The sequence below is a fragment of the Paenibacillus kribbensis genome (assembly GCF_002240415.1).
GTDB lineage: Bacteria > Bacillota > Bacilli > Paenibacillales > Paenibacillaceae > Paenibacillus > Paenibacillus kribbensis.
Genome location: NZ_CP020028.1, coordinates 3291327 through 3312212 on the forward strand (window position 1 = coordinate 3291327; position 20886 = coordinate 3312212).

General features: G+C 46.3%; 16 protein-coding genes. 4 read left to right on the forward strand and 12 right to left on the reverse strand.

Annotation, left to right across the window (positions count from 1 at the left end):
* Nucleotides 1–107: 107 nt before the first annotated feature.
* Complete coding sequence (locus tag B4V02_RS14540) at nucleotides 108–1607, reverse strand: UxaA family hydrolase (RefSeq protein ID WP_094155363.1); 1500 nt, start codon at nucleotides 1605–1607, stop codon at nucleotides 108–110.
* 17 nt (nucleotides 1608–1624) lie between these two features.
* Nucleotides 1625–3118, reverse strand: coding sequence for a tagaturonate reductase (locus B4V02_RS14545; RefSeq protein WP_094155364.1), 1494 nt, complete (start codon nucleotides 3116–3118; stop codon nucleotides 1625–1627).
* A gap of 335 nt (nucleotides 3119–3453) precedes the next feature.
* On the opposite strand from B4V02_RS14545, the gene poxB reads away from it, so the two are divergent.
* Nucleotides 3454–5178, forward strand: a complete 1725-nt coding sequence (gene poxB, locus B4V02_RS14550; protein ID WP_094155365.1) for a ubiquinone-dependent pyruvate dehydrogenase — start codon at nucleotides 3454–3456, stop codon at nucleotides 5176–5178.
* A 100-nt stretch (nucleotides 5179–5278) separates the two neighbouring features.
* On the opposite strand, the gene B4V02_RS14555 is transcribed toward poxB, so the two are convergent.
* The 3 genes from B4V02_RS14555 to uxaC all read right to left on the reverse strand — a co-directional run bounded on the left by B4V02_RS14555 (nucleotide 5279) and on the right by uxaC (nucleotide 9348).
* Nucleotides 5279–6283 carry a LacI family DNA-binding transcriptional regulator gene (locus tag B4V02_RS14555; protein ID WP_094155366.1) on the reverse strand — a complete coding sequence of 335 codons (1005 nt, stop codon included), beginning with the start codon at nucleotides 6281–6283 and terminating at the stop codon, nucleotides 5279–5281.
* A gap of 86 nt (nucleotides 6284–6369) precedes the next feature.
* Complete coding sequence (locus tag B4V02_RS14560; RefSeq protein ID WP_094155367.1) at nucleotides 6370–7770, reverse strand: MFS transporter; 1401 nt, start codon at nucleotides 7768–7770, stop codon at nucleotides 6370–6372.
* Between the two features lie 153 nt (nucleotides 7771–7923).
* Entirely contained in the window at nucleotides 7924–9348 is a 1425-nt protein-coding gene (uxaC, locus tag B4V02_RS14565; protein ID WP_094155368.1) for a glucuronate isomerase, read from the reverse strand.
* 541 nt (nucleotides 9349–9889) lie between these two features.
* Here uxaC and alsS point away from each other — a divergent pair.
* Both alsS and budA read left to right on the forward strand, forming a co-directional pair.
* The gene (gene alsS / locus B4V02_RS14570; protein WP_208618682.1) at nucleotides 9890–11587 is read left to right on the forward strand and encodes an acetolactate synthase AlsS; all 1698 of its coding nucleotides are present in this window, start codon (nucleotides 9890–9892) and stop codon (nucleotides 11585–11587) included.
* 162 nt (nucleotides 11588–11749) lie between these two features.
* Complete coding sequence (budA, locus tag B4V02_RS14575; protein ID WP_094155370.1) at nucleotides 11750–12502, forward strand: acetolactate decarboxylase; 753 nt, start codon at nucleotides 11750–11752, stop codon at nucleotides 12500–12502.
* 152 nt (nucleotides 12503–12654) lie between these two features.
* Here budA and lepA read toward each other — a convergent pair whose 3' ends face one another.
* The 3 genes from lepA to murI form a co-directional block, all read right to left on the reverse strand.
* Complete coding sequence (gene lepA / locus B4V02_RS14580) at nucleotides 12655–14460, reverse strand: translation elongation factor 4 (protein ID WP_094155371.1); 1806 nt, start codon at nucleotides 14458–14460, stop codon at nucleotides 12655–12657.
* Between the two features lie 227 nt (nucleotides 14461–14687).
* A complete protein-coding gene (locus B4V02_RS14585; protein ID WP_094155372.1) occupies nucleotides 14688–15671 on the reverse strand; it encodes a S8 family peptidase in 984 nt (327 codons plus the stop codon).
* 186 nt (nucleotides 15672–15857) lie between these two features.
* Nucleotides 15858–16661: a glutamate racemase gene (gene murI / locus B4V02_RS14590; protein WP_094155373.1), complete on the reverse strand. Its 804-nt coding sequence runs from the start codon at nucleotides 16659–16661 to the stop codon at nucleotides 15858–15860.
* 286 nt (nucleotides 16662–16947) lie between these two features.
* Between murI and B4V02_RS14595 the strand changes: the two genes are divergently transcribed.
* A complete protein-coding gene (locus tag B4V02_RS14595; RefSeq protein ID WP_094155374.1) occupies nucleotides 16948–17574 on the forward strand; it encodes an FMN-dependent NADH-azoreductase in 627 nt (208 codons plus the stop codon).
* A 226-nt stretch (nucleotides 17575–17800) separates the two neighbouring features.
* On the opposite strand, the gene B4V02_RS14600 is transcribed toward B4V02_RS14595, so the two are convergent.
* From B4V02_RS14600 to B4V02_RS14610, 4 genes are all read right to left on the reverse strand, one after another.
* On the reverse strand, nucleotides 17801–18310 hold the full coding sequence (locus B4V02_RS14600; RefSeq protein WP_094155375.1) for a hypothetical protein: 510 nt from the start codon (nucleotides 18308–18310) through the stop codon (nucleotides 17801–17803).
* A gap of 173 nt (nucleotides 18311–18483) precedes the next feature.
* On the reverse strand, nucleotides 18484–18639 hold the full coding sequence (locus tag B4V02_RS26155; protein ID WP_167383760.1) for a hypothetical protein: 156 nt from the start codon (nucleotides 18637–18639) through the stop codon (nucleotides 18484–18486).
* A 643-nt stretch (nucleotides 18640–19282) separates the two neighbouring features.
* Nucleotides 19283–20368, reverse strand: a complete 1086-nt coding sequence (locus tag B4V02_RS14605) for a lactonase family protein (RefSeq protein ID WP_007430168.1) — start codon at nucleotides 20366–20368, stop codon at nucleotides 19283–19285.
* A gap of 68 nt (nucleotides 20369–20436) precedes the next feature.
* The gene (locus B4V02_RS14610) at nucleotides 20437–20883 is read right to left on the reverse strand and encodes an OsmC family protein (protein ID WP_094155376.1); all 447 of its coding nucleotides are present in this window, start codon (nucleotides 20881–20883) and stop codon (nucleotides 20437–20439) included.
* Nucleotides 20884–20886 lie beyond the last annotated feature (3 nt).

The window sequence follows — 20886 nt, forward strand, 5'->3', positions numbered from 1 at the left end:
CTGACGCGATTCGGTGTGTTTCCCCTAAATTCTAGCACGCCTATTTAGAGATATACAGCGTAAAAAGGAAGCGGAATAAATTCCGCCTCCCGATGTGTTCCAAACTTCTACAACGTCACGCCGTTTTTAAAAATAGCAAGCTCCCTGAAATTGTTTTTCTCGTTGTTTACCCAGGTTCCGCTGGCTACATCGACAATGTAGTCTACAAAGTTGCGGAGCGCATCTTCCATACTGACATCCTCCACCAACGAACCGGCATTATAGTCGATCCAGTGCGGTTTGGACTTATAGAGCGGCGAGTTGGTCGATACCTTCATCGTCGGAACAAAGGAGCCAAAAGGCGTACCGCGTCCGGTAGTGAAAATAACGAGCTGACAGCCCGCTGCTGCGAGTGCCGAAGAAGCAACCAGATCGTTCCCCGGTGCGCTGAGCAGGTTGAGTCCTTTGGTCTTGAGACGCTCCCCGTACTGAATAACATCCGTAACCGTGGAAGAACCGGATTTTTGCGTACAGCCCAGTGATTTATCCTCCAGTGTCGTGATGCCCCCTGCTTTATTGCCAGGTGACGGATTTTCGTATACCGGCTGCTTGTAATCCAGAAAATATTGCTTAAAATCGTTAATCAGATGTACGATCTTTCCGAATACTTGCTCATCGGCAGCACGTTCCATTAAAATGGTCTCCGCGCCGAACATTTCAGGCACCTCAGTCAGCACCGTTGTTCCACCCTGCGCTGCCATATAATCCGACAGCCGTCCGAGCAGTGGATTGGCAGTAATGCCCGACAGGCCGTCAGAGCCGCCGCATTTCAAGCCAATGTTCAGCTCGGATAAAGGTACAGGCTCACGCCGATCTTCCTGCACGGCCGCAAAAATTTCATGCAGCAGCCGTACCCCTTCCTCCACTTCGTCCGATACTTCCTGAGACAACAAAAATTTTACCCGCTCCGGATCATATTCACCGATAGCTTCCTTAAATTCCTTCATTTCGTTGTTCTCGCAGCCCAAACCAAGCACAAGCACACCGCCCGCGTTCGCGTGCTTTACGGCATCCATTAAAATCGTGCGTGTATGCGCATGATCGTCACCCAGTTGGGAACAACCATAGTTATGCTTGAGGACAAGCGCATTTTCAAAAGGCGAAATATCGCCTACTTCCTGCTTGAAGCGGTTCAAAATAAGCTCGGCAATCCCGTTTACACAACCGACTGTTGGGACAATCCACAACTCATTGCGAATCCCCACACGACCGTCCTTACGCCGAAAGCCTTGAAACGTCCGGCTCTCCTGTTCATATAAAAGGGGCGCTGGCTTAGGATTGTAGGTGTACTCCTCTACGCCCGTCAGATTTGTTTTCGTATTATGCGTATGCACATGCTGCCCGGCCTGAATGGGCTGAGTAGCATGACCGATAGGATATCCGTATTTCAGGACGTGCTCACCTTCAGGTATGTTCTGCAGCGCAATTTTATGCCCGCGCGCCACATCGTCGACCAGTTCCACGCGTTGATCTTTTTGCGTTCCCCACATCAGCGTCTCTCCCCGCTTATAATCACGCAAAGCGACAGCCACGTTATCTTGATCATGGATTTGAATGAATTCCAGCATTCCGGTTTCCTCCTTGCTTATGCTCTGGGGGCACTGTTCCCGGTTAGAGATTCCAGCGTCTCCTTTATTCCTCTGCTTGTCATTTCATACACGTGCTGTGCCGTCTGTTCGGCCAGCCCCTCGATTTGGTTCAGGTCTTGACCCCACCATGTCTGCTTGCCAAGTACCTGTTCGGTCAATTGCTTCGCTCCGGCAAGTGTTCCGTCATATCTACTCCACAGCTCACCAAATGCGCCCAACACTTCCGATTCGTCTGCCAGGGCGATCGGCTCGCCGTTTCTGTCTCCCCGGTAAAATACAAGCAGAGACGCCAACGAAAATACCATTTTGGCGGGCAATGCCTTATGCTGCTTCACATACTGGAGCAAGGACGGCAAGTTCCGTGTTTTGAACTTGGACACCGAATTGAGAGCGATGCTCATGACATAATGATTCACATATGGATTACGGAAACGTTCAATAACAGCGTCGGCATATAGATTCAATTCTGCTTCCGGGGAGTCCAGTGTCGGAATAATTTCGTCTCGAATCAGCGACTGGATGAAAGCGCCCATGACATCATGCTCGACCGCCTGCCCCACCGTATCCAGGCCATATAAATAAGCAACAGGTGTAAGCGCCGTATGCGCCCCATTCAAAATGCGCACCTTGCGTGTACGATAAGGCGCCATATCGTCAACAATCAGCACATTTAATCCCGCCAGATGAGCCGGCAGTTCTTGCTTGAGCCATTGCGGTCCTTCGATGACCCAGAGATGATACTGCTCGCCTACAACAACCAAATCGTCCTTGTAGCCCAATTCTGCTTGAATTTCATGAATCCGGTCTCTGGGATAACCAGGTACAATCCGGTCCACCAAGCTGTTGCAGAACGTATTGGCTTCCTTCAGCCAGGCTGTAAATGCAGCCCCAAGCCCCCATTGATCAGCGTATTTCAGTACAATCTCCTTAAGCGCATCACCATTGCGGTCGATCAGCTCGCACGGAATGATCACCAATCCCTTGCTCTGATCGCCTCCGAAAAATTGAAAGCGCTTGTACAGTAAAGCGGCCAGCTTGCCTGGAAAGCTCTTTTGCGGACGATCTTCCAGCCGGTCCTCTGGCACATAAGCGATTCCTGCTTCCGTCGTGTTTGATACGACAAAGCGCAGCTCAGGCTTTTGGGATAACGCCTCATATTCAGCGAAGTCTGAAGTGTATGGATTGAGTCCACGGGCTACACACTCCACTACGGTATGCTCCTTCATGGCTTGCCCGTCCTTAATCCCTTCGAGAATGACCGTATACAGGCCCTCCTGCTCGTTAAGCTTCTCCACCATGCCTCCCGGCTGCGGTTGTACGATCACAACACCCGTTTTCCATTCTGCCTGCTTATTCATTTTGTCAAATTGCCAGTCTACAAATGCACGCAGGAAGTTGCCTTCCCCGAATTGCAGCACCCTCTCAGGATACGGTTCTGTTACAATAAAGCTTTTTCTGTTTAATTGGTCTAATTCATCTACTTGTTTCATCCGGAGTAACCTCCCATTATTACCATTATGATTGCAAGATTATTTTATCACAATGCACACGTGAACAAAATAGTTTTCTCAACATTTTTAGATTTTATAAATATTAATGACAATAATATGAACACGTGAACATAAGAGGTTGTACGCCAATCCGCAGTCTATGCCGCTCCTTCTGCTGTTTCGCACCTGATACAAAACTGTTAAGGGTTGACTATCATCCTCTTCCACAAAGCTTGTTTTTATATATCTCAGGAGAATAAATACAACAAAGCACGGGTAGGATAACGTTACTTAATAGACAAAGGCTAGGCAAGGACTAGACAGGAGGAACTACTATGAAGACAATCGCAGATACTATTGTACAAGTTTTGGTCAACGCAGGGGTCAAACGGATTTATGGCATCGTTGGAGATTCTTTAAATAATATGGTTGATTCCATTCGCAGGAGTGGCCAAATTGAATGGATTCATGTCAGACACGAAGAGGTGGCTGCCTTTGCAGCCGGGGCAGATGCCGATCTTAGCGGAAGCATTGCTGTCTGTGCCGGCAGCAGCGGTCCCGGAAATTTGCATCTGATTAATGGATTGTATGATTGCCACCGCAATCGGGTGCCTGTACTCGCTATTGCAGCCCATATTCCCAGTGACGAGATCGGAAGTGAATACTTTCAGGCTACACATCCCGAACGTCTTTTTGGAGAATGCAGTCACTTCTGTGAGGTTATTATGACACCGCGGCAGGTTCCGAGAACCGTAACTATGGCCATTCAACAGGCCGTGTCTCGTTCAGGTGTCTCTGTCATTGTCCTTCCCGGCGATGTAGCAGCTTTGGAGGCGGGAAAAGTCTCCGTCCCCGAACACGTCTACCATCCCACTGCACCTGTAGTGCACCCGTCACCTTCCGAAATTTCCCGGCTGGCCGAATATTTGAATAAAGGCAACCAAATTACTTTATTATGCGGAGCAGGCTGCGCACAATCTCACGAATTGCTCATGCAGCTGTGCGACAAGCTAAAATCACCTATCGTTTCTGCTTTGCGGGGCAAGGAATATCTGGAATATAACAACCCTTATTATGCAGGCTTGACCGGGCTGATCGGATACTCTTCCGGGTATCATGCGATGATGGATTGCGACGTCTTGCTCATGCTCGGAACGGATTTTCCTTACAGACAATTTTATCCGGAGGATGCGATTGTGCTGCAGGTGGATATTGAGTCTTCCCACCTCGGCAGACGTACTCCTCTAACCTATGGATTGTGCGGAGATGTAAAAGCAACGCTGGAGATGCTGCTTCCTCATTTGACGTCCGAGCATGATAACCAGCATCTGGAAAAATCGGTCTCCCGCTATGCCAAGGTCCGCAAGGAGCTGGATGAACTGGCGGCTGGCAAGCCGGGACATATGCCGATCCATCCACAATATCTCACCAAGGTCATTAGTGATGCCGCTCAAGCCAATGCCATTTTCACCTGTGATGTCGGTACGCCGACGGTGTGGGCAGCCCGTTATTTGCAGATGAACGGCCAGCGGCGGCTTATCGGTTCCTTCAACCATGGAACGATGGCAAACGCACTGCCGCAAGCAATTGGTGCACAGGCCACTGAGCCTGCACGGCAGGTCATTTCCCTCTCGGGCGATGGCGGACTCACGATGCTGATGGGCGATCTGCTAACCCTTAAACAGCATCAATTGCCTGTTAAAGTCATTGTATTCAATAATGGCGCTCTTGGTTTTGTCGAGCTGGAAATGAAAGCGGCCGGGTTCCTGGAAAGTGGTACCGAGCTGCTTAACCCTGATTTTGGTGCTGTAGCGCAAGCCATGGGACTCAAGGGCATCCGGGTTGAAGATCCATCTATGCTGGAGGGTGCCATTCAGCAAGCATTGGCCTATAATGGCCCTGTTGTGGTGGATGTGGTGGTCAACCGTCAGGAGCTATCCATGCCGCCTAAAATTAATCTTAAACAAGCACAAGGCTTTACACTGTGGATGATGAAAGCGGTGCTGAACGGGCGCGGTGATGAGATTGTTGAACTGGCGAAAACCAATCTCTTACGTTAAGTACCTGCAAAACAGCACGATTTTAGGCAAAAAAGGGCAGGAACAGTGCTTGATGCACCGAACCTGCCCTTTTGCGGCCTGCCTGTTTTCAGAATGATATTCAGCCTGACCTCTTAGCCGCCGATTTCCGCTTCATAAGCTCAGTCTCCATAAATATAAGCTCACCCTCGTTCGACGGTGACTGAATCCGTTCCAGAATGCATTCAGCTCCGCGCGCGCTAATCTGCTCAATCGGTCTTTTGACCGTCGTTAACGGCGGGGTTGTATACATGGAGAAGCCAATATCGTCAAAGCCAATAACAGATACGTCCTCAGGTACCTTCAAGCCGTTTTCAAATACTGCATTCATCGCACCGATGGCCATATCATCGTTAGAGCAAAATACCGCGGTCGGCGGCTCCGGCAAGGAAAGCAGCTGCTTCATCGCCTGGCTTCCGCTTTCGGTGTCATAATGCCCCTGGACGATGTATTCGTGTCGGATCGGCTTTCCCTTATCAATCAGCGCGTTCATGAAACCTTCGCGGCGCTGCTGGGTAGACTTGAAGCCTTCGACCCCTTCGATGATTGCGATGCGTTCATGTCCACTTTCAATGAGAAAGGAAACCGCCGCATAGGACCCTTCCTTATCATTGGAAATCACATTCACGATGCCAGCTCCGGACACCTGCCGATTCAGTACAACAAGCGGGATGCCCTGGCCGAGCACATGATAAATAAACGGGTTGTCCGCTTCGCTTTGACTCATCAGAATAATGCCATCAAAGCGTTTACGGTGAATGGCTGAAAAATCGGTATAATCGTCAATTCCTCGCACAAACAAATTGTAATCCACCCCGATGACACGATTCACTCCACGGATGGTATCCGCAAAAAAACTGGAGCTGGTGCCTTGTGAAATACTGGTGAAAAACAGGCCAATCGTATGCGAGCGCTGGAGAACAAGGCTTTTGGCGTTAAAGTTTGGAATATAATTCAGTTGCTCTGCCAATTCCATAATTTTGCGTTTCGTATCTTCTTTAATCAGCGGGCTATTGTTAAGCGCCCGGGAGACGGTTGTATGGGAAACATTCGCTAATTTGGCAATGTCTTTAATGGTAGCTGCCATATACGTATCCTTTCTTTAGTGAGGCTCTAAAAAATTATATACCCACCATACCACAGGAGCCGCCCGGAAAAGAAGACTTTCACAAATTATACGCGGTTTTCCGCATGTCGACGCTGCAAGTCTTGAACCATTTCTGCATGTTTGCTATCAGTCAGCTTATACATTTTACCGATGACCAGCATGGCCAATGCCAGGGCAACAGCCGGATAGAGACAAAGCAATGCCTTGATCCCGAGCAGTGTTCCAGAGGACTGAACCACATTCGGAACATATCCGATGAGCGCCAGTCCGATCCCCGATAGAAAGCCGGACAAGGATTGAGCCAGCTTGCGCGAAAAATTGAATAGTGAGTACGTAATCCCTTCCTTCCGCTCCCCGGATGACCATTCGCCGTAGTCAATGATATCGGAGACAAATGCCCAGGTAACTCCGTTAGGAATACTAATACCAATGAACGAAATACTGGCCAGAATTGTGAAAATATATACATTTGAAGGCATAAAAAAGTTGATGGAGTCGGCAATGACACTAACCAGCATCCCGAGCATGGCTGTTTTTCGTTTACCAAAACGCCGCACCAGCTTGGGCAGAAACAACACACCCAGCAGCGACGAACCGATAATAATAAAATTCATATAAGCCATTAGCTCTACATGCCCCAAATTATATTCGGCAAAATAGACCAGCAGTGCGGACTTGATATTGTACGCGGATATGGTGAAAATCGTCATCAAAACGAGTACCAGCAAAGGCTTGTTAGTCGTAAAGGTGTGCACAATAACGCCTAAAGACAGCTTTTCCTTGGGTCCGGATTGACTAATAATGCGTTCTTTCGTTCCTCGGTAACATATGATGAAAGCAATCACACCGATGAGTGACATGATTCCCATCACAACCGGATAGCCAACATGATGATTAGGAAACAGCAAAATCAGCGGCATAACAACGACACTGGTTACAAATAATGCGCCTAGTGAGCCTGCCTGACGGAAAGAAGACAACGAGGCGCGCTGAATGGTATCCTGCGTAATGGCTGCACCCAGTGAACCATATGGAATATTTACAATAGAATAGCCAATCCCCCAGATCATATAGGACGCATAAGCGTAAATGAGTTTGCCTGTGGGTGAAATATTGGGTGAAATAAAGGTAAGAATCGTAAGAATCGCAAGGATAACGCTTCCAATGATGAGAAAAGGTCTGAATTTTCCACGTGAACCAATATGCTTGCGGTAATCAACAAAGGACCCGACAACCGGATCACATATGGCGGCAAACAGCTTGCTGACCAAAAAGATGCCGGCGGCTGCTCCCGCTGAAACACCTGCCACATCCGTAAAAAATTTCAGCAGATACAGCTGCCCCAAATCAAACATGAACCCGTTGCCAAAGTCACCCATACCGTACGAAATCTTTTCTTTCAGGCTAATGTGCTCGCCTGCTTTGTTGTCAGCTTGAACGCTCTGCTGTACGATAGGCACTCCCATACCTACACACTCCTCTTCTATTGTGATTTTATTCACATAAATGTTTGATGTCTACCCGTTTGTCACTCGCTCTTACCAGGCCATTAAATACAACCTCCTGGCAAGAGCATCTTTTTTATGGAATACGTAAGCTATTGCCTTGACATAAAAGTGTCATTTGCTATGAACAACGGTGGGGAAATTAAAATATTGCTCGGCGTTATTGTAGCAAATATTTTGTACCATGGCTCCGAGCAGCTCCAAATCCTCAGGCGCCTTGCCCTCCTGAACCCACGTTCCGATCAGATCGCAGAGTATGCGCCGGAAATATTCGTGGCGTGTGTAGGACAGGAAGCTGCGAGAATCTGTTAGCATACCGATAAAACGGGACAGCACCCCTTGGTTGGCCAGCAGCTTCATCTGCTCCTGCATGCCTTCGATATGGTCGTTAAACCACCACGCAGTACCAAACTGAATTTTGCCCACGGTTCCACCGGATTGGAAGCAGCCCGCAAGACTTGCCAGCACTGGATAATCAACCGGATTAAGCGAGTACAAAATGGTTCTTGGCAATCCTCCTGCCAGCTCCTGCGCGTCCAGCAATGCCGCCAGCGAGCGGGCAAAGGAGCCGTCATTTACGGAGTCGTAGCCGGTATCCGGTCCCAGATGGCGGAACATAGCGGTATTATTGTTACGCAGCGCGTGAATATGGTATTGCATCGCCCAGCCAAGCTCTGCATACTGCTTACCGAGGAATACCAGCACATATGATTTGTATTTCGCTTCCTCTAACGGAGTCACACGACCTTCCTTTAGTGCCTTGCCGAATATGGCAGCCGCTTCTTCCCGTGTCGCTTCCTCATAGACTACCGTATCCAGTGCATGATCGGATACCCGTCCTCCAGCAGCATGAAAATGACGCACCCGGCTCGCCAGCGCATTCAAAAATCCTTCAAAGCCGGAAACATCCAGGCCGCTGACCTCACCCAGACGGGCTACCCAAGGCTGGAAGGTTTCACGATTAATTTCCAAGGCTTTGTCCGGGCGGAAGCTCGGCAATACAGCCACTGGAAAATCGCTCAGCTTGCAGATTTGTTTATGGTATTCAAGATGGTCCGTCGGATCATCTGTGGTGCACACAACAGTTACCTTCGAATTTACAATCAGATCACGTGCTCCAAAGCCCTGTCCCTGCAGCTTTTGGTTCACTTTCTCCCAGATCAAAGGTGCGTTCTGTTCATTTAACAGCTCATGTACACCGAAAAAGCGTTGAAGCTCCAAATGTGTCCAATGGTACAGTGGGTTACCGATCAGTGTAGGTACGGTTTTGGCCCAAGCCAAAAACTTGTCATAATCTTCGGCATCCCCCGTAATCAAGCGCTCCTCTACCCCATTGGCCCGCATCAGTCTCCACTTGTAATGATCTCCGTACAACCAAGCTTCCGTAATATTCTTGAATTCTTTATTTTCGTAAATTTCCTGTGGACTTAAATGACAATGATAGTCAATAATCGGCATATCCTTGGCATACTGATGATACAAAATTTCAGCTGTGGGATTGCTTAACAAAAAGTTTTCATCTAAAAATGCTTTAGTCATTACTCTCTCATCCCTTCTATAGTCCTCTTTCCAACAAAATTGTTAACGTTAACAAAAATGATTGTATTCTGCCTATTATTTAGCAATAGCATTCTGCATAACTTAACAGGTCACGTTATTATACAAGACGATCAGGCCATATTATGATTCCTGCTTCTCATATCGCTCTGGATCATTTCACCTTAAATTTAATGTTTACGTTAACAACAACTATATTGTAACCGCTATCCTTTGCAGAGGAAAGTGATTTTTATCATGTGGGATGACAAAAAATAAACAGGAACCCGATACAGGCATACGAAAACCAAAATTTCGTCTGCTTCATACGAAGTAACTTTCCTTTCGACAGGAATTCCTTTTTCAAGTCTCCGCACTCTGTATTTCCCCATTAAAATGGCATTTCGAAAACGATTTCATTATTTTTTGCCATTTTTCTGAAAATTTCTCTCTTGAAAATACCAGTTATTGTATTATAATTGTCACATGCATCCAATGTTTTACATTGAAAGTATTTCATAATATTTCAAAGACAAAAGAAGAGGTGACTGCATTGAGTACAAAAGTGCAAGATGTCCAAGCAAAGACCGTTACGAAAGGAGCTGACCTTGTTGTCGATTGTTTGATCAAGCAAGGAGTAACGCACATTTTTGGTATTCCAGGTGCCAAGATTGATTCCGTTTTTGACGTTCTTCAAGATCGTGGTCCAGAATTGATCATATGCCGTCATGAACAAAACGCCGCCTTTATGGCAGCTGCGGTCGGTCGATTAACTGGGAAACCCGGCGTATGTCTTGTTACCTCCGGTCCCGGTGCATCGAATTTGGCGACAGGACTTGTCACCGCTAATGCGGAAAGTGATCCCGTCGTTGCTCTTGCTGGTGCAGTCCCAAGATCCGAACGTTTGAAACGCACGCATCAATCTATGGATAACGCCGGACTATTCGAACCCATCACCAAATACAGCGTCGAAGTAGAACATCCTGATAATGTACCGGAAGCTATTACCAATGCATTTCGGATTGCGACCTCAGCTCAGCCTGGAGCAACTTTTGTCAGTCTGCCCCAGGACGTGTTGACTTCGTCATCCGAAGTAACAGCTATTGAAAAGCTTTCCCTTCCACAGCTTGGAATTGCACCAGACGGGCTAATCAAGCAAGTCGCAGGCCAAATCAAAAAAGCCAAGCTGCCCGTACTTCTTCTCGGTATGAAAGCCAGCACTCCTAAAGCCACCGCAGCCATCCGCGCACTCATTCGAAATACGGATTTGCCTGTAGTCGAAACATTTCAGGCCGCTGGAGCCATCTCTCGTGAGCTGGAAAGCCACTATTTCGGAAGAGTGGGGCTATTCCACAATCAACCGGGCGACATGCTTCTTGCGGCGGCAGATCTGGTACTAACAATTGGCTATGATCCTATAGAATATGATCCAAAAAACTGGAACATTCCCGCAAATCGAACCCTGATTCACCTGGATGATCATCAAGCGGATATCGACCATGATTATCAGCCAGATTATGAGCTTATCGGTAATATAGGCCTGATCGTAAGCAGCCTCGCAGAGGAAATACCTACCTTAAAGCTGCCTGAAGCCTCATGCGCCCAGTTGGACCGACTTCGCCAAGATTTGAATGATCAGGCCGCTATTCCTGCACGCAAGCAAAATGATCTGGTTCATCCATTACAATTCATTCGTACATTACGCAGCCTGATTGATGATAACGTCACGGTCACCTGTGATGTGGGCTCACACTACATTTGGATGGCCCGATATTTCCGTTCCTATGAACCGCGGCGACTCCTGTTCAGCAACGGGATGCAGACTTTAGGCGTAGCTCTACCTTGGGGTATTGCTGCCACTCTCGTCAACCCCGGTCAAAAGGCCGTTTCTATTTCTGGTGATGGAGGATTCCTTTTCTCATCCATGGAGCTCGAAACCGCCGTACGTCTTAACTCTCCGCTCGTGCATATCGTATGGAGAGATGGAAGCTACGACATGGTCGCTTTTCAACAAAAAATGAAATACGGCAGAACTTCCGGTGTAGAATTCGGAGATGTAGATGTTGTGAAATATGCCGAAAGCTTTGGGGCAACCGGATTGCGTGTACATGGCCCTGAAGAACTGGAAAGTGTGCTGCAGCAGGCACTTGATACCGATGGTCCCGTAGTCGTCGATATTCCGATTGATTATCAGGATAATATCCAGCTAGGACGTAAACTGCTTCCTAATCAGTTAAATTAACCTTAACTGGGCCTCACTCGTGACAGCTTCGTGACAATGAAGGAGTATAACGTTTTTTTTATGCTTTTTTTGAATTATTCATGTTATTTACTGAAAATTTACGTTTATTATTGAAAAAGAAAGAAAATAAATGCATACAATTACAAAAGGAAGTGTATTGCCATGACCGTTGCAGAACTGGAAAACAAGGAAGAAACTGAACTTGATCATGATATTTACCAAACGTCCACCATGCTCGCTTTATTAGATGGTCTTTATGATGGGGTCGTAGCCTTCAAGGAACTACAAAAGCACGGGGATTTCGGGCTTGGTACATTTGACCAGCTCAATGGTGAGATGATTGCGTTTGATGGTGAATTTTTTCACTTGCTTCCAGACGGTACGGCCCATCGTGTAAAACCGGAAGAGACCACTCCTTTTTCCACAGTCACCTTTTTTCGTGAAGATTTCACATATACCATTGATCGCCCCATGCATCGCGATGAACTGGAAGCCCTGCTGCTCAAGCTGTTTCCAAGCCGCAATTTATTCTATGCCTTCCGTTTAGATGGCACTTTCCGTGAAGTAAAAACACGAACCGTGCCTCACCAAGTGAAACCTTATAAGCCTTTTATTGAAGCAACCAAGTCACAGCCTACCTTCACTTTTAATGAGGCTTCCGGCGTGATCACAGGCTTCTGGACACCTGCCTATGCGCAAGGCATTGGCGTAGCCGGGTTTCATCTGCATTTTATTAATGAGGAACGCACGGGAGGCGGTCACGTCTTTGATTTAATCATTGAAAAGTGCACCATCCGTATTTGTCAAAAATCCAATCTGCATCTGGTGCTGCCTGATACACCGGATTACTTGACCGCCAACCTGTCCAGAGAAAACCTGGATAAAGAAATCGCTGTTACCGAAGGTCCGCAGTAATCACAGGGTATAACTCATCAGGATACGGACCCTATAGCAAAAAGATCACAGTCAGGGAATGAGGCTTACATCTCTCTGACTGTGATCTTTTTTGATGCAGGAGACCGTAGTTGAAGTTGTCTTCGACATGTCTCTGCAATTATACGTGTTACTTAGTTGTTCCCTTTACCCATTTCTAGAATGGTGTTAAACACTTCCTGTGGCAATCGTATATCGCTACTTTCCATTTTGCGTTTATTCATATTTTGTCTTCGCAACAACGCTTGTTTCTTGGAGATGCTCTTCTTTTCCCCGCTAACCGCAGCATTCTTTCTTAATGGAGGAACATCTTCTCTGGCGATTACTTTCCCCTCAACCAGCACTTGAACTGGCATAGGATACAGTTTTCTGGGAATCGTATGTTTTAACTTTAATACGAGCTCTGAGGCAGTATGGTAAACATCCTCTCGGTGCAGAATAAAAGCCAAGGCATCAATCTGTAAATAGTTGACTAATATTTCTGCTTTAACTAGATCTGCGGTTCGGTACTCTTTATATTTTACGTCCATTGTGGCGTACCCACGGGATATGGATTTCAACTGATCAAAAAAGTCATAGGCAATTTCGGAAGCAGGCATTTCATACTTTAATATGGCTTGATTGGATTGGTAGCTTAAATCATAAAAGATTCCTTTTCGGCTGGTTACCAGCTTCATCATATCGCCAATATATTCTTCCGGTAATGTAATAGTTACCTCAGAAAAGGGCTCCTCTACCCTTTCTACCTGAACGAATGGCGGATAGTTTACCGGATTATTCACCCATAGCTCCTTGCCATTTTTCATGATCACATGATACGAAACGTTAGGAGCAGTTGTAAGAACTGTGACCCCATACTCCTTTTCTAGACGTTCTCGTATAATTTGCAGATGAAGCATACCTAAAAATCCGCAACGAAATCCTTTCCCTAATAGATCAGATTGCTCCTCCTCATAACGAAAAGAGGAATCGTTCAAAGCCAGTCGATGAATGGCATTTTCAAAATCTTTGTATCTGTCGTCACTTGGGTAAAATCCTGCAAATACTGTCGATTTAGACTCTTTATACCCTGGCAGCGGCTCTTGAACAGGATCGGCAGATGAAGTTAGCGTGTCACCAAGTTTGACCCTTTGAACTTCTTTCAAACCCGTAACGATATATCCAACCTCCCCAGCAGACAGTGAACCCGTTGACTGCATATGAGGTAAAAACACTCCTATCTCAATGGGTTCAAACCCTGCTTGTGTGGCCATGAATACAAGTGTCTTTTCCTTATCTAAAGAACCTTCAAACAAACGAATGTAGGCAATTACTCCTTTATACGGATCGTAATGCAAGTCGAAAACCAAGGCCTTTAAAGGTTTCTCAACTGAGCCTGCAGGTGGAGAAATAACGGCTTGAATACGCTCCAATACATCTGCGACACCCTGGCCTGTCTTTGCAGAAATATATAATATGTCCTGCTCGTTAAAATCCATGGATTCAATAATCTGCTGGCGGGTTTGATCCATATTAGCGTTTGGACTATCCATTTTATTTATTACAGGTATGATGACTAAGTGATTTTCCTTCGCAATTTGATAATTGGCAATCGTCTGAGCCTGAACACCTTGAGTGGCATCAACAAGTAAAATTACTCCTTCACTGGCAGCCAGGCTTTTTGAAACTTCATATGAAAAATCGACATGTCCAGGGGTATCAAGCAAATTATACTTATACTCCTGTCCATTCCTTGCTTGATAGAACACACGGACGGTCCGTGATTTAACTGTTATACCGTGCTCGCGTTCCACATCCATCGAATCCAGCATTTGGTCTTTCAAGTCTCTTTTTGAAACCGTCTGGGTCATCTCCATGATCCGGTCTGCTAATGTCGACTTTCCGTGATCAATATGGGCAATTATAGAAAAGTTCCTTATATAATCGTGCTTGTTTTTCATTTATATTACTCCTCTAATATTTTAATCGTTTATTAGAGGATTGCTGCAATCCTCTAATAGGATGCAACACCGACAGTTAAAATAATTAAAGTTGGGAAATACATTCACAACACTCCTTTGAAATTTTCAGAAACAAATCAATGCTTCCTTTTTGATTTTATATCTCATGTTGCCTATAATCAATGCAAAATCCATCTTATACTCTACCTTAAATTCAAAAATAGCCGCTAAAGTAGCGACTTATTAGATGCTGCACTCAGTATTCCTGCTACACGCTGTGTATCGAAAATACGGGAAAGCTCCTCTACTGCTGTCAAGTACAATAGACCGTTGCCTTCCAGCTTAGGAGAATTGCCGAGTGGAATTGTGCGTTTGATGAGCTGTGCGTACAGCTCCGGTTCGGTGAGATTACGCTCAAACCTCGCATTCGCCAACTGCTTAATCAGTGCCAAAGCGCCTGCTACGTGCGGGGTAGCCATCGAAGTTCCGCTAAAGGTCGCATATTTGCCGCCCGGAACGGTGGACAATATATCCTCTCCCGGTGCAACCAAATCCACTTCATTATTGGAGTTGCTGAATTCCGAGGCATGTCTGTCAAAGTTTACTGCACCTACGCTGATCACTTCATTATAGCAGCCGGGGTAGCCGAGCTCGTCCGTTCTATCGTCACCGTCTCCCTCATTACCAGCTGCACAGATGACCAGGATTTGGCTGGCTACAGCCTTTTGCACCGCTTCATGCAGCTCCGGCACATCCTCAGGTCCGCCGAGCGACATGGAGATGATATCTGCCTTTTGCTCAATCGCATAATAGATGCCTTGAATAATCCAGTCATATTGGCCGGAGCCCTGCTTGTTCAGCACTTTGATAATGAGCAAATCCGCCTCAGGGGCGACACCGACGACACCATGCTCATTTTCCGCTGCCGCGATGGTTCCTGCCACATGTGTACCGTGACTGTTGTAATCCTTGAAGATCTCCGGATCACCTTCATCATCATCCGTGAAATTCCGGCCGCCAATAATGCGCTCCTTCAAATCAGGATGGTCCGAATCACAGCCCGTGTCCAGCACGGCTACCTTCACTCCTCGGCCTCGGGTCTGGTTCCATACCGCTGGGGCCTGAATCAGCTCTACACCTCGCGGTATTTCATTCGCTTGCTGCTCCTGCTTGATCACTTGGTAAGGAATGATATGCACTTTACGTTCCATCCTATTCCCTCCTTCATGGATACAATCGGAAACCATCCGTCTATGAAACTTTGAAACCCTCTACGAAGTGAACGTTCGAGATTACTATATTCTAGCAATTTTTGAAAAGTTTGAACATCCCCGTTTTGCTTATTTCTGTAAAAAAACAGACACCCCCATCATTTTCCTGGAGAATGTCTGTTATATTTACAAATATATCTTTTCATGCTCCGCATAGATTTCAAGCGCGCGTTCCATCTTATGCACATAGGCTTCATCCTGACTGGAACATAGAAATGTAACGTGCCCCTCCTGCGCTTGACCCGCTTTTACCGGAGATGCCAGCAAATTACGCTCGGACAGCACCTGTTTTAATCGTCTGACCGTTCCTTGGCTTCCATCGATAAGCTGAATATGAGAAGGCAGCAATTCCTTCAGAATTTCCTTATAAAATGGATAATGCGTACATCCCAAAACGACCGTACCATATATGTCCAGGTCAAACGAAGACAACTTACGGTTAAAATATTCGAACAATTCTGTCCGGTCAAAATTTAACTGTTCACAATATTGCACAAGCTCCGGCAGAGGTAGTGAGTCCACACTTCCATGATCGTCAACCCTCGATACCAGTGCTGCATAACCGGATTGCTTTAATGTCAGCGATGTGGCTAATACCAGTACTCTTTTCCCATTCGCTCGATTCATCTCTACCGCAGGCTTCACTGCAGGCTCCATGCCAATAATCGGGATAGAATATTCTCTTCTCAGTTCCGCAACCGCAATACTCGTCGCGGTATTGCAGGCAATAACCAATGCCTTAACCTCTTCTTTTAGAATCGTTTGTACCAAAGTCTTGACATATCCGCGTACTTCTTGTGGTGTTTTCGTCCCGTAAGGAGCATGAAGCGTATCTGCCATATATACAAAACTTTCGTTCGGCAGCCGTCTTAACGCCTCAGATAATACCGTAATTCCACCTAGTCCTGAATCAAAAAAACCAATTTTCAAGCTACTCACCTTTTTCGTTCAATTGTTGTACCGCATTTTGCAGGCAACGTCGTAACTTCAATTTTTACCTATTCATCCATACTCTCAACTGCTCATATTTAAATTTTACCGCAAAACTGATAATTTGCAAAAGAAACACATGGTTTTTACAGTGTAAAAAATAAAGCGGCTTTTCAAAATAAATTTAATATAAAAGAGTTGACAGAAATTATCTTTATATTGTAATATTACGAGGTAACTTACTAACTTAACTTACTTATTCAATTTACCTAGGGGGAAATATTTCATGTCTAAAGTATTGTTTGTCAAAGCTAATGATCGTACAGCCGAAGAATCTGCAACGGTTAAATTGTATAACGCCTTCGTGGAAAGCTACAAGTCTTCCCACCCATCTGATGAAATCACTGAGCTGGACCTGTTCTCTGTCGAGCTTCCTTATTTGAACGCCAACATGATTAACGGTACGTTCAAATCCGCTAGAGGCTTGGAATTGAACGCTGAAGAAGCTCGCCTGGCCAACATTGCCAATGGCTACCTGGATCAATTCCTGGCAGCAGACAAAGTGGTATTTGCTTTCCCGCTCTGGAACATGACAATCCCTGCAGTATTGCATACGTACATTGACTACCTGAACCAAGCTGGTAAAACATTCAAATACACTGCTGAAGGTCCTGTTGGTCTCGTAACTGACAAAAAAGTAGTCCTGTTGAACGCAAGAGGCGGCGTATATTCCGAGGGACCAGCTGCTGCTGCTGAAATGTCTTTGAACTACATGAGCAACATCTTATCCTTCTTCGGAGTAAAAGACATCGTGAAGGTTGTACTGGAAGGACATAACCAAGCTCCAGATCAAGCACAAGACATCGTAGCATCTGCTGTTCAAGGTGCAGTAGAAGCAGCAAAATCATTCTAATACCATATATATGATCAAAAGAGGATATCCGCACCCCGCTGGGGATGGATATCCTCTTTTTTTGTTATTGATATTCCGTTATTTTTGCCCCCTACCGGAGAGGGCCGGACGACCCTCTACATCGTTGACGTAATCTGCGACATACTTCTCAAGCTGTTCATCGCTCACTTCGCATTATATCGACGTTTCTCGATATATCAACTCATTTTCATGCATACCTTGTATGTTAAGGAATGAATTGCTGCACGATTTTAACGATCTTGCCGTCACGCAGCGTCACATGGTACGGAAATTGGCTGAGGTCCAGTACATCTTTTTTGGCGAAATCTTGTTCAAACTGTTCCAGCGGAATCGACTCGTTCCATTTCACATCTGTATCTTCAATACGACCGGTATGATCATAGATTTGTACCTCTACCGAAGCATCCGGCGCAACCTGATATACATCATTTTGAACGGAATTGTTTACGATGTAGTAGCCGTCTGGCGCTCCGTCCAACCCTGTATTTCCTTCATGCTCTAAGAACGCCTTGTCCGCCGCCTTGCCTTCATACCATTCAATCGGATCTGCCGACAAATAGATTTGTCCGTTGCGCATGTCCATTTGGTTTATATATACGGTCTCCTGATTTTCAGCAGGTGTTACGGGCGTGTAACCTTGTGCTGTTGCTCCCGCCGCCGTCATCAGCATCATCATTAAAGCCAATACTGTCCATTTCGAAGCTAATCTCATCATGTCTGATCTCTCCTTACCGTCTGGGTATGTACACGGTGTCTGTAAGCTTCATTACCCTTGTGCACTTATCATAAACGTTGTACGGTTTAAAAGTGTATCAGATACATAAAAAATAAGTTACGATTTTTTAAGACTTGGTCTTAAAACTTGATTACATGTCCTGCTACTTCTCGTCATCTTATCAAACCGACCTGACGCGCCTGTTCCTCAGTGAGAATAAACTCCTCATTTCCCCACACCTCGTCCTCTTTTGCTACACCAAACATCCCCATAATCTCTGTCCAGATTCCTTTGTCGGCGGCTTCCTTTTGCGTAATGATGATTTTCATGCAAATCCCTCCTTTATATACTTTTATCGGTCTCTGTGGCCCACTGCGCGAATAGATAGTTTCTCCGAAATCCATCTGCCCGCTTCGTTACTCAGCTTATCCCTGCCATTCTCATTTTTATAAGTTCGTCTCTAAAAAACAACGATCTAAACAAACTGATACCGAAGCTCAGGCCAAAATGTATACTCTCATTAAAGCTTCTAACTCTTATATGAGTTCGCAACGCTTGTCCTATATTTGTATAAGGGATCATTGTCCCGCTTATAACATATGTACCCTTTTCCTACCGAGATTATTCGTATTTTTATTTGTAATTTTGAAGCTTTAGATTACATTCGTGGGTATTGACTTCTTTAGAAACGACTAAGCGTAAAAATAAAAACGGCCGCAGATTAATCTACGAACCGTCTTCTAAAAATCCTCTATGCTTGGTGAATCACCGAAATCATCGCCAAAAGCACCCAAGCAGCGGAGAGGACGGAATCGTTCTGAAGAAGCGGACCGTTCGCCTTTGTCCCCGGATTTCTACCCTTGAACATACACTCAAGAAATCCGGAGGCGGCAGCGATCGGAAGAATGATCCGTCCTCGTAGCGGACATGAGCCGCATACCGTTACTTAGTCGTTTTAGTTACCCCGTCATTTTACACGGAAAAGTAAAAAGGCTGTACGCATACCGGCTTGGACACGGTTACTTGTTGTCCGGTATAGGTTAAGCGGCCGCTTGCCTTGTCCACTTTGAATGTAACAATGTTGTTCGTGTCACGGTTTGCCACCAGCAAATGATCACCGTTTGGAGTCAATGCAAAATGGCGCGGATGCTCGCCTTCGGCAGATACATGCTCGACCAGGCTCAGCTTGCCGTTTGCTCCGTCTACAGCGTACACCACAATGCTGTCATGTCCACGGTTGGAACCGTACAGATAAGCACCATCCTGCGAAATCGCAATTTCAGCGGTTGTGTTTTCGCCAGTAAAGTCAGACGGCAATGTCGGTACACTCTCCAGTTCAGTGAGCTTGCCAGCTTCTGCATCATATGCAAAAGAAGTAATGGACGAATCCACTTCGTTAATAACAAAAGCAAACTTACCGTTCGGATGGAAAGTCAAGTGGCGTGGACCTGCACCTGCATGGGTTTTGGCTTCACCATGAAGCACCAGCTGGCCTTTGCCAGCGTCAATGGTGTAGATACGGATCAGATCCAGACCGAGATCTTGCACGAACAGGAAGCGGCCGTCAGGGCTAAAGAAGCTGGAGTGAGGATGTGGACGATCCTGACGCTCAGGATGCGCTCCTTTACCTTCATGCTGCTTCACATCCAGCAGCTCACCGATACGTCCGTCCTCAGTCAGAGACACCAGTCCCACCATACCTCCATGGTAGCTGACTACGATAAGAAAACGATCGGATGGATCACGCTGAATGTGGCAGGTTGTTGAGCCAACGTTTTCCGCGCGATTCAGCAATGTAAATGTTCCTTTGACCGGGTCAATTTCAAACGCAGCAGCTTCGCCTACCTTCGCTCCGCTAGCCGAAATCGTCTCACCGATCGAATACAACTTCCGATTTTTGACGTCCACATTCAGGAATGTAGGATTTTTCAAGCCGGAGAACTCATCCTGTAATGTAAGTGCGCCAGTCTCTTCATTAAAAGTGTACGCATACACTCCACTGCCTTCCAATTCGGCGTAAGAGCCTGCGAATACGAGCAATTTTTGTTGTGCTGTCATGGTTTTGTCCTCCTTGAATTAGAAAATAATGGGCAATTGGAATGATTGCTCCTGGTTCAAATATCGCTTTAAGAGGCGCGTTCCACGACAGGCTCTGTAGACAAAGCCACGTTTCCCGCAACGGCACGCGAGATCATGCAGGATGTCTCTGCCTGCTCTGTCAGACGTAATGCTTGTTCGATCTGCGATTCTGACGCATCAGCAGCCAGCTGAACCCACGGACGATGCACGATTCGACGATATGTAAAAATATTGTTCGTTACATCGACAATCCCTTCGGATTCCAGCCCCAGGGATGCCACCGGGAGACTGGCACGCTCCATCATCGCTGCCAACGTAATCAAATAGCAGGTTGCGGCAGCACCGAGCAGCATTTCATCCGGATTCGTACCCACGCCGGGGCCACCCATCTCAGCCGGGATCGAAATCGCAGTCCGCAGTTGTCCGGCTTCAATACGGCCGTCGCTGTTGCGTCCCCCGTTCCAGTCTGCCTTGAGCAGAAAGGTATGCTCCATTTC

Coding starts and splice junctions, on each gene's coding strand:
- B4V02_RS14540 (WP_094155363.1), bottom strand. CDS start 1,607: ATGCTGGAATTCATTCAAATCCATGATCAAGATAACGTGGCTGTCGCT.
- B4V02_RS14545 (WP_094155364.1), bottom strand. CDS start 3,118: ATGAAACAAGTAGATGAATTAGACCAATTAAACAGAAAAAGCTTTATT.
- poxB (WP_094155365.1), top strand. CDS start 3,454: ATGAAGACAATCGCAGATACTATTGTACAAGTTTTGGTCAACGCAGGG.
- B4V02_RS14555 (WP_094155366.1), bottom strand. CDS start 6,283: ATGGCAGCTACCATTAAAGACATTGCCAAATTAGCGAATGTTTCCCAT.
- B4V02_RS14560 (WP_094155367.1), bottom strand. CDS start 7,770: ATGGGAGTGCCTATCGTACAGCAGAGCGTTCAAGCTGACAACAAAGCA.
- uxaC (WP_094155368.1), bottom strand. CDS start 9,348: ATGACTAAAGCATTTTTAGATGAAAACTTTTTGTTAAGCAATCCCACA.
- budA (WP_094155370.1), top strand. CDS start 11,750: ATGACCGTTGCAGAACTGGAAAACAAGGAAGAAACTGAACTTGATCAT.
- lepA (WP_094155371.1), bottom strand. CDS start 14,460: ATGAAAAACAAGCACGATTATATAAGGAACTTTTCTATAATTGCCCAT.
- B4V02_RS14585 (WP_094155372.1), bottom strand. CDS start 15,671: ATGGAACGTAAAGTGCATATCATTCCTTACCAAGTGATCAAGCAGGAG.
- B4V02_RS14595 (WP_094155374.1), top strand. CDS start 16,948: ATGTCTAAAGTATTGTTTGTCAAAGCTAATGATCGTACAGCCGAAGAA.
- B4V02_RS14600 (WP_094155375.1), bottom strand. CDS start 18,310: ATGATGAGATTAGCTTCGAAATGGACAGTATTGGCTTTAATGATGATG.
- B4V02_RS26155 (WP_167383760.1), bottom strand. CDS start 18,639: ATGAAAATCATCATTACGCAAAAGGAAGCCGCCGACAAAGGAATCTGG.
- B4V02_RS14605 (WP_007430168.1), bottom strand. CDS start 20,368: ATGACAGCACAACAAAAATTGCTCGTATTCGCAGGCTCTTACGCCGAA.
- B4V02_RS14610 (WP_094155376.1), bottom strand. CDS start 20,883: ATGGAGCATACCTTTCTGCTCAAGGCAGACTGGAACGGGGGACGCAAC.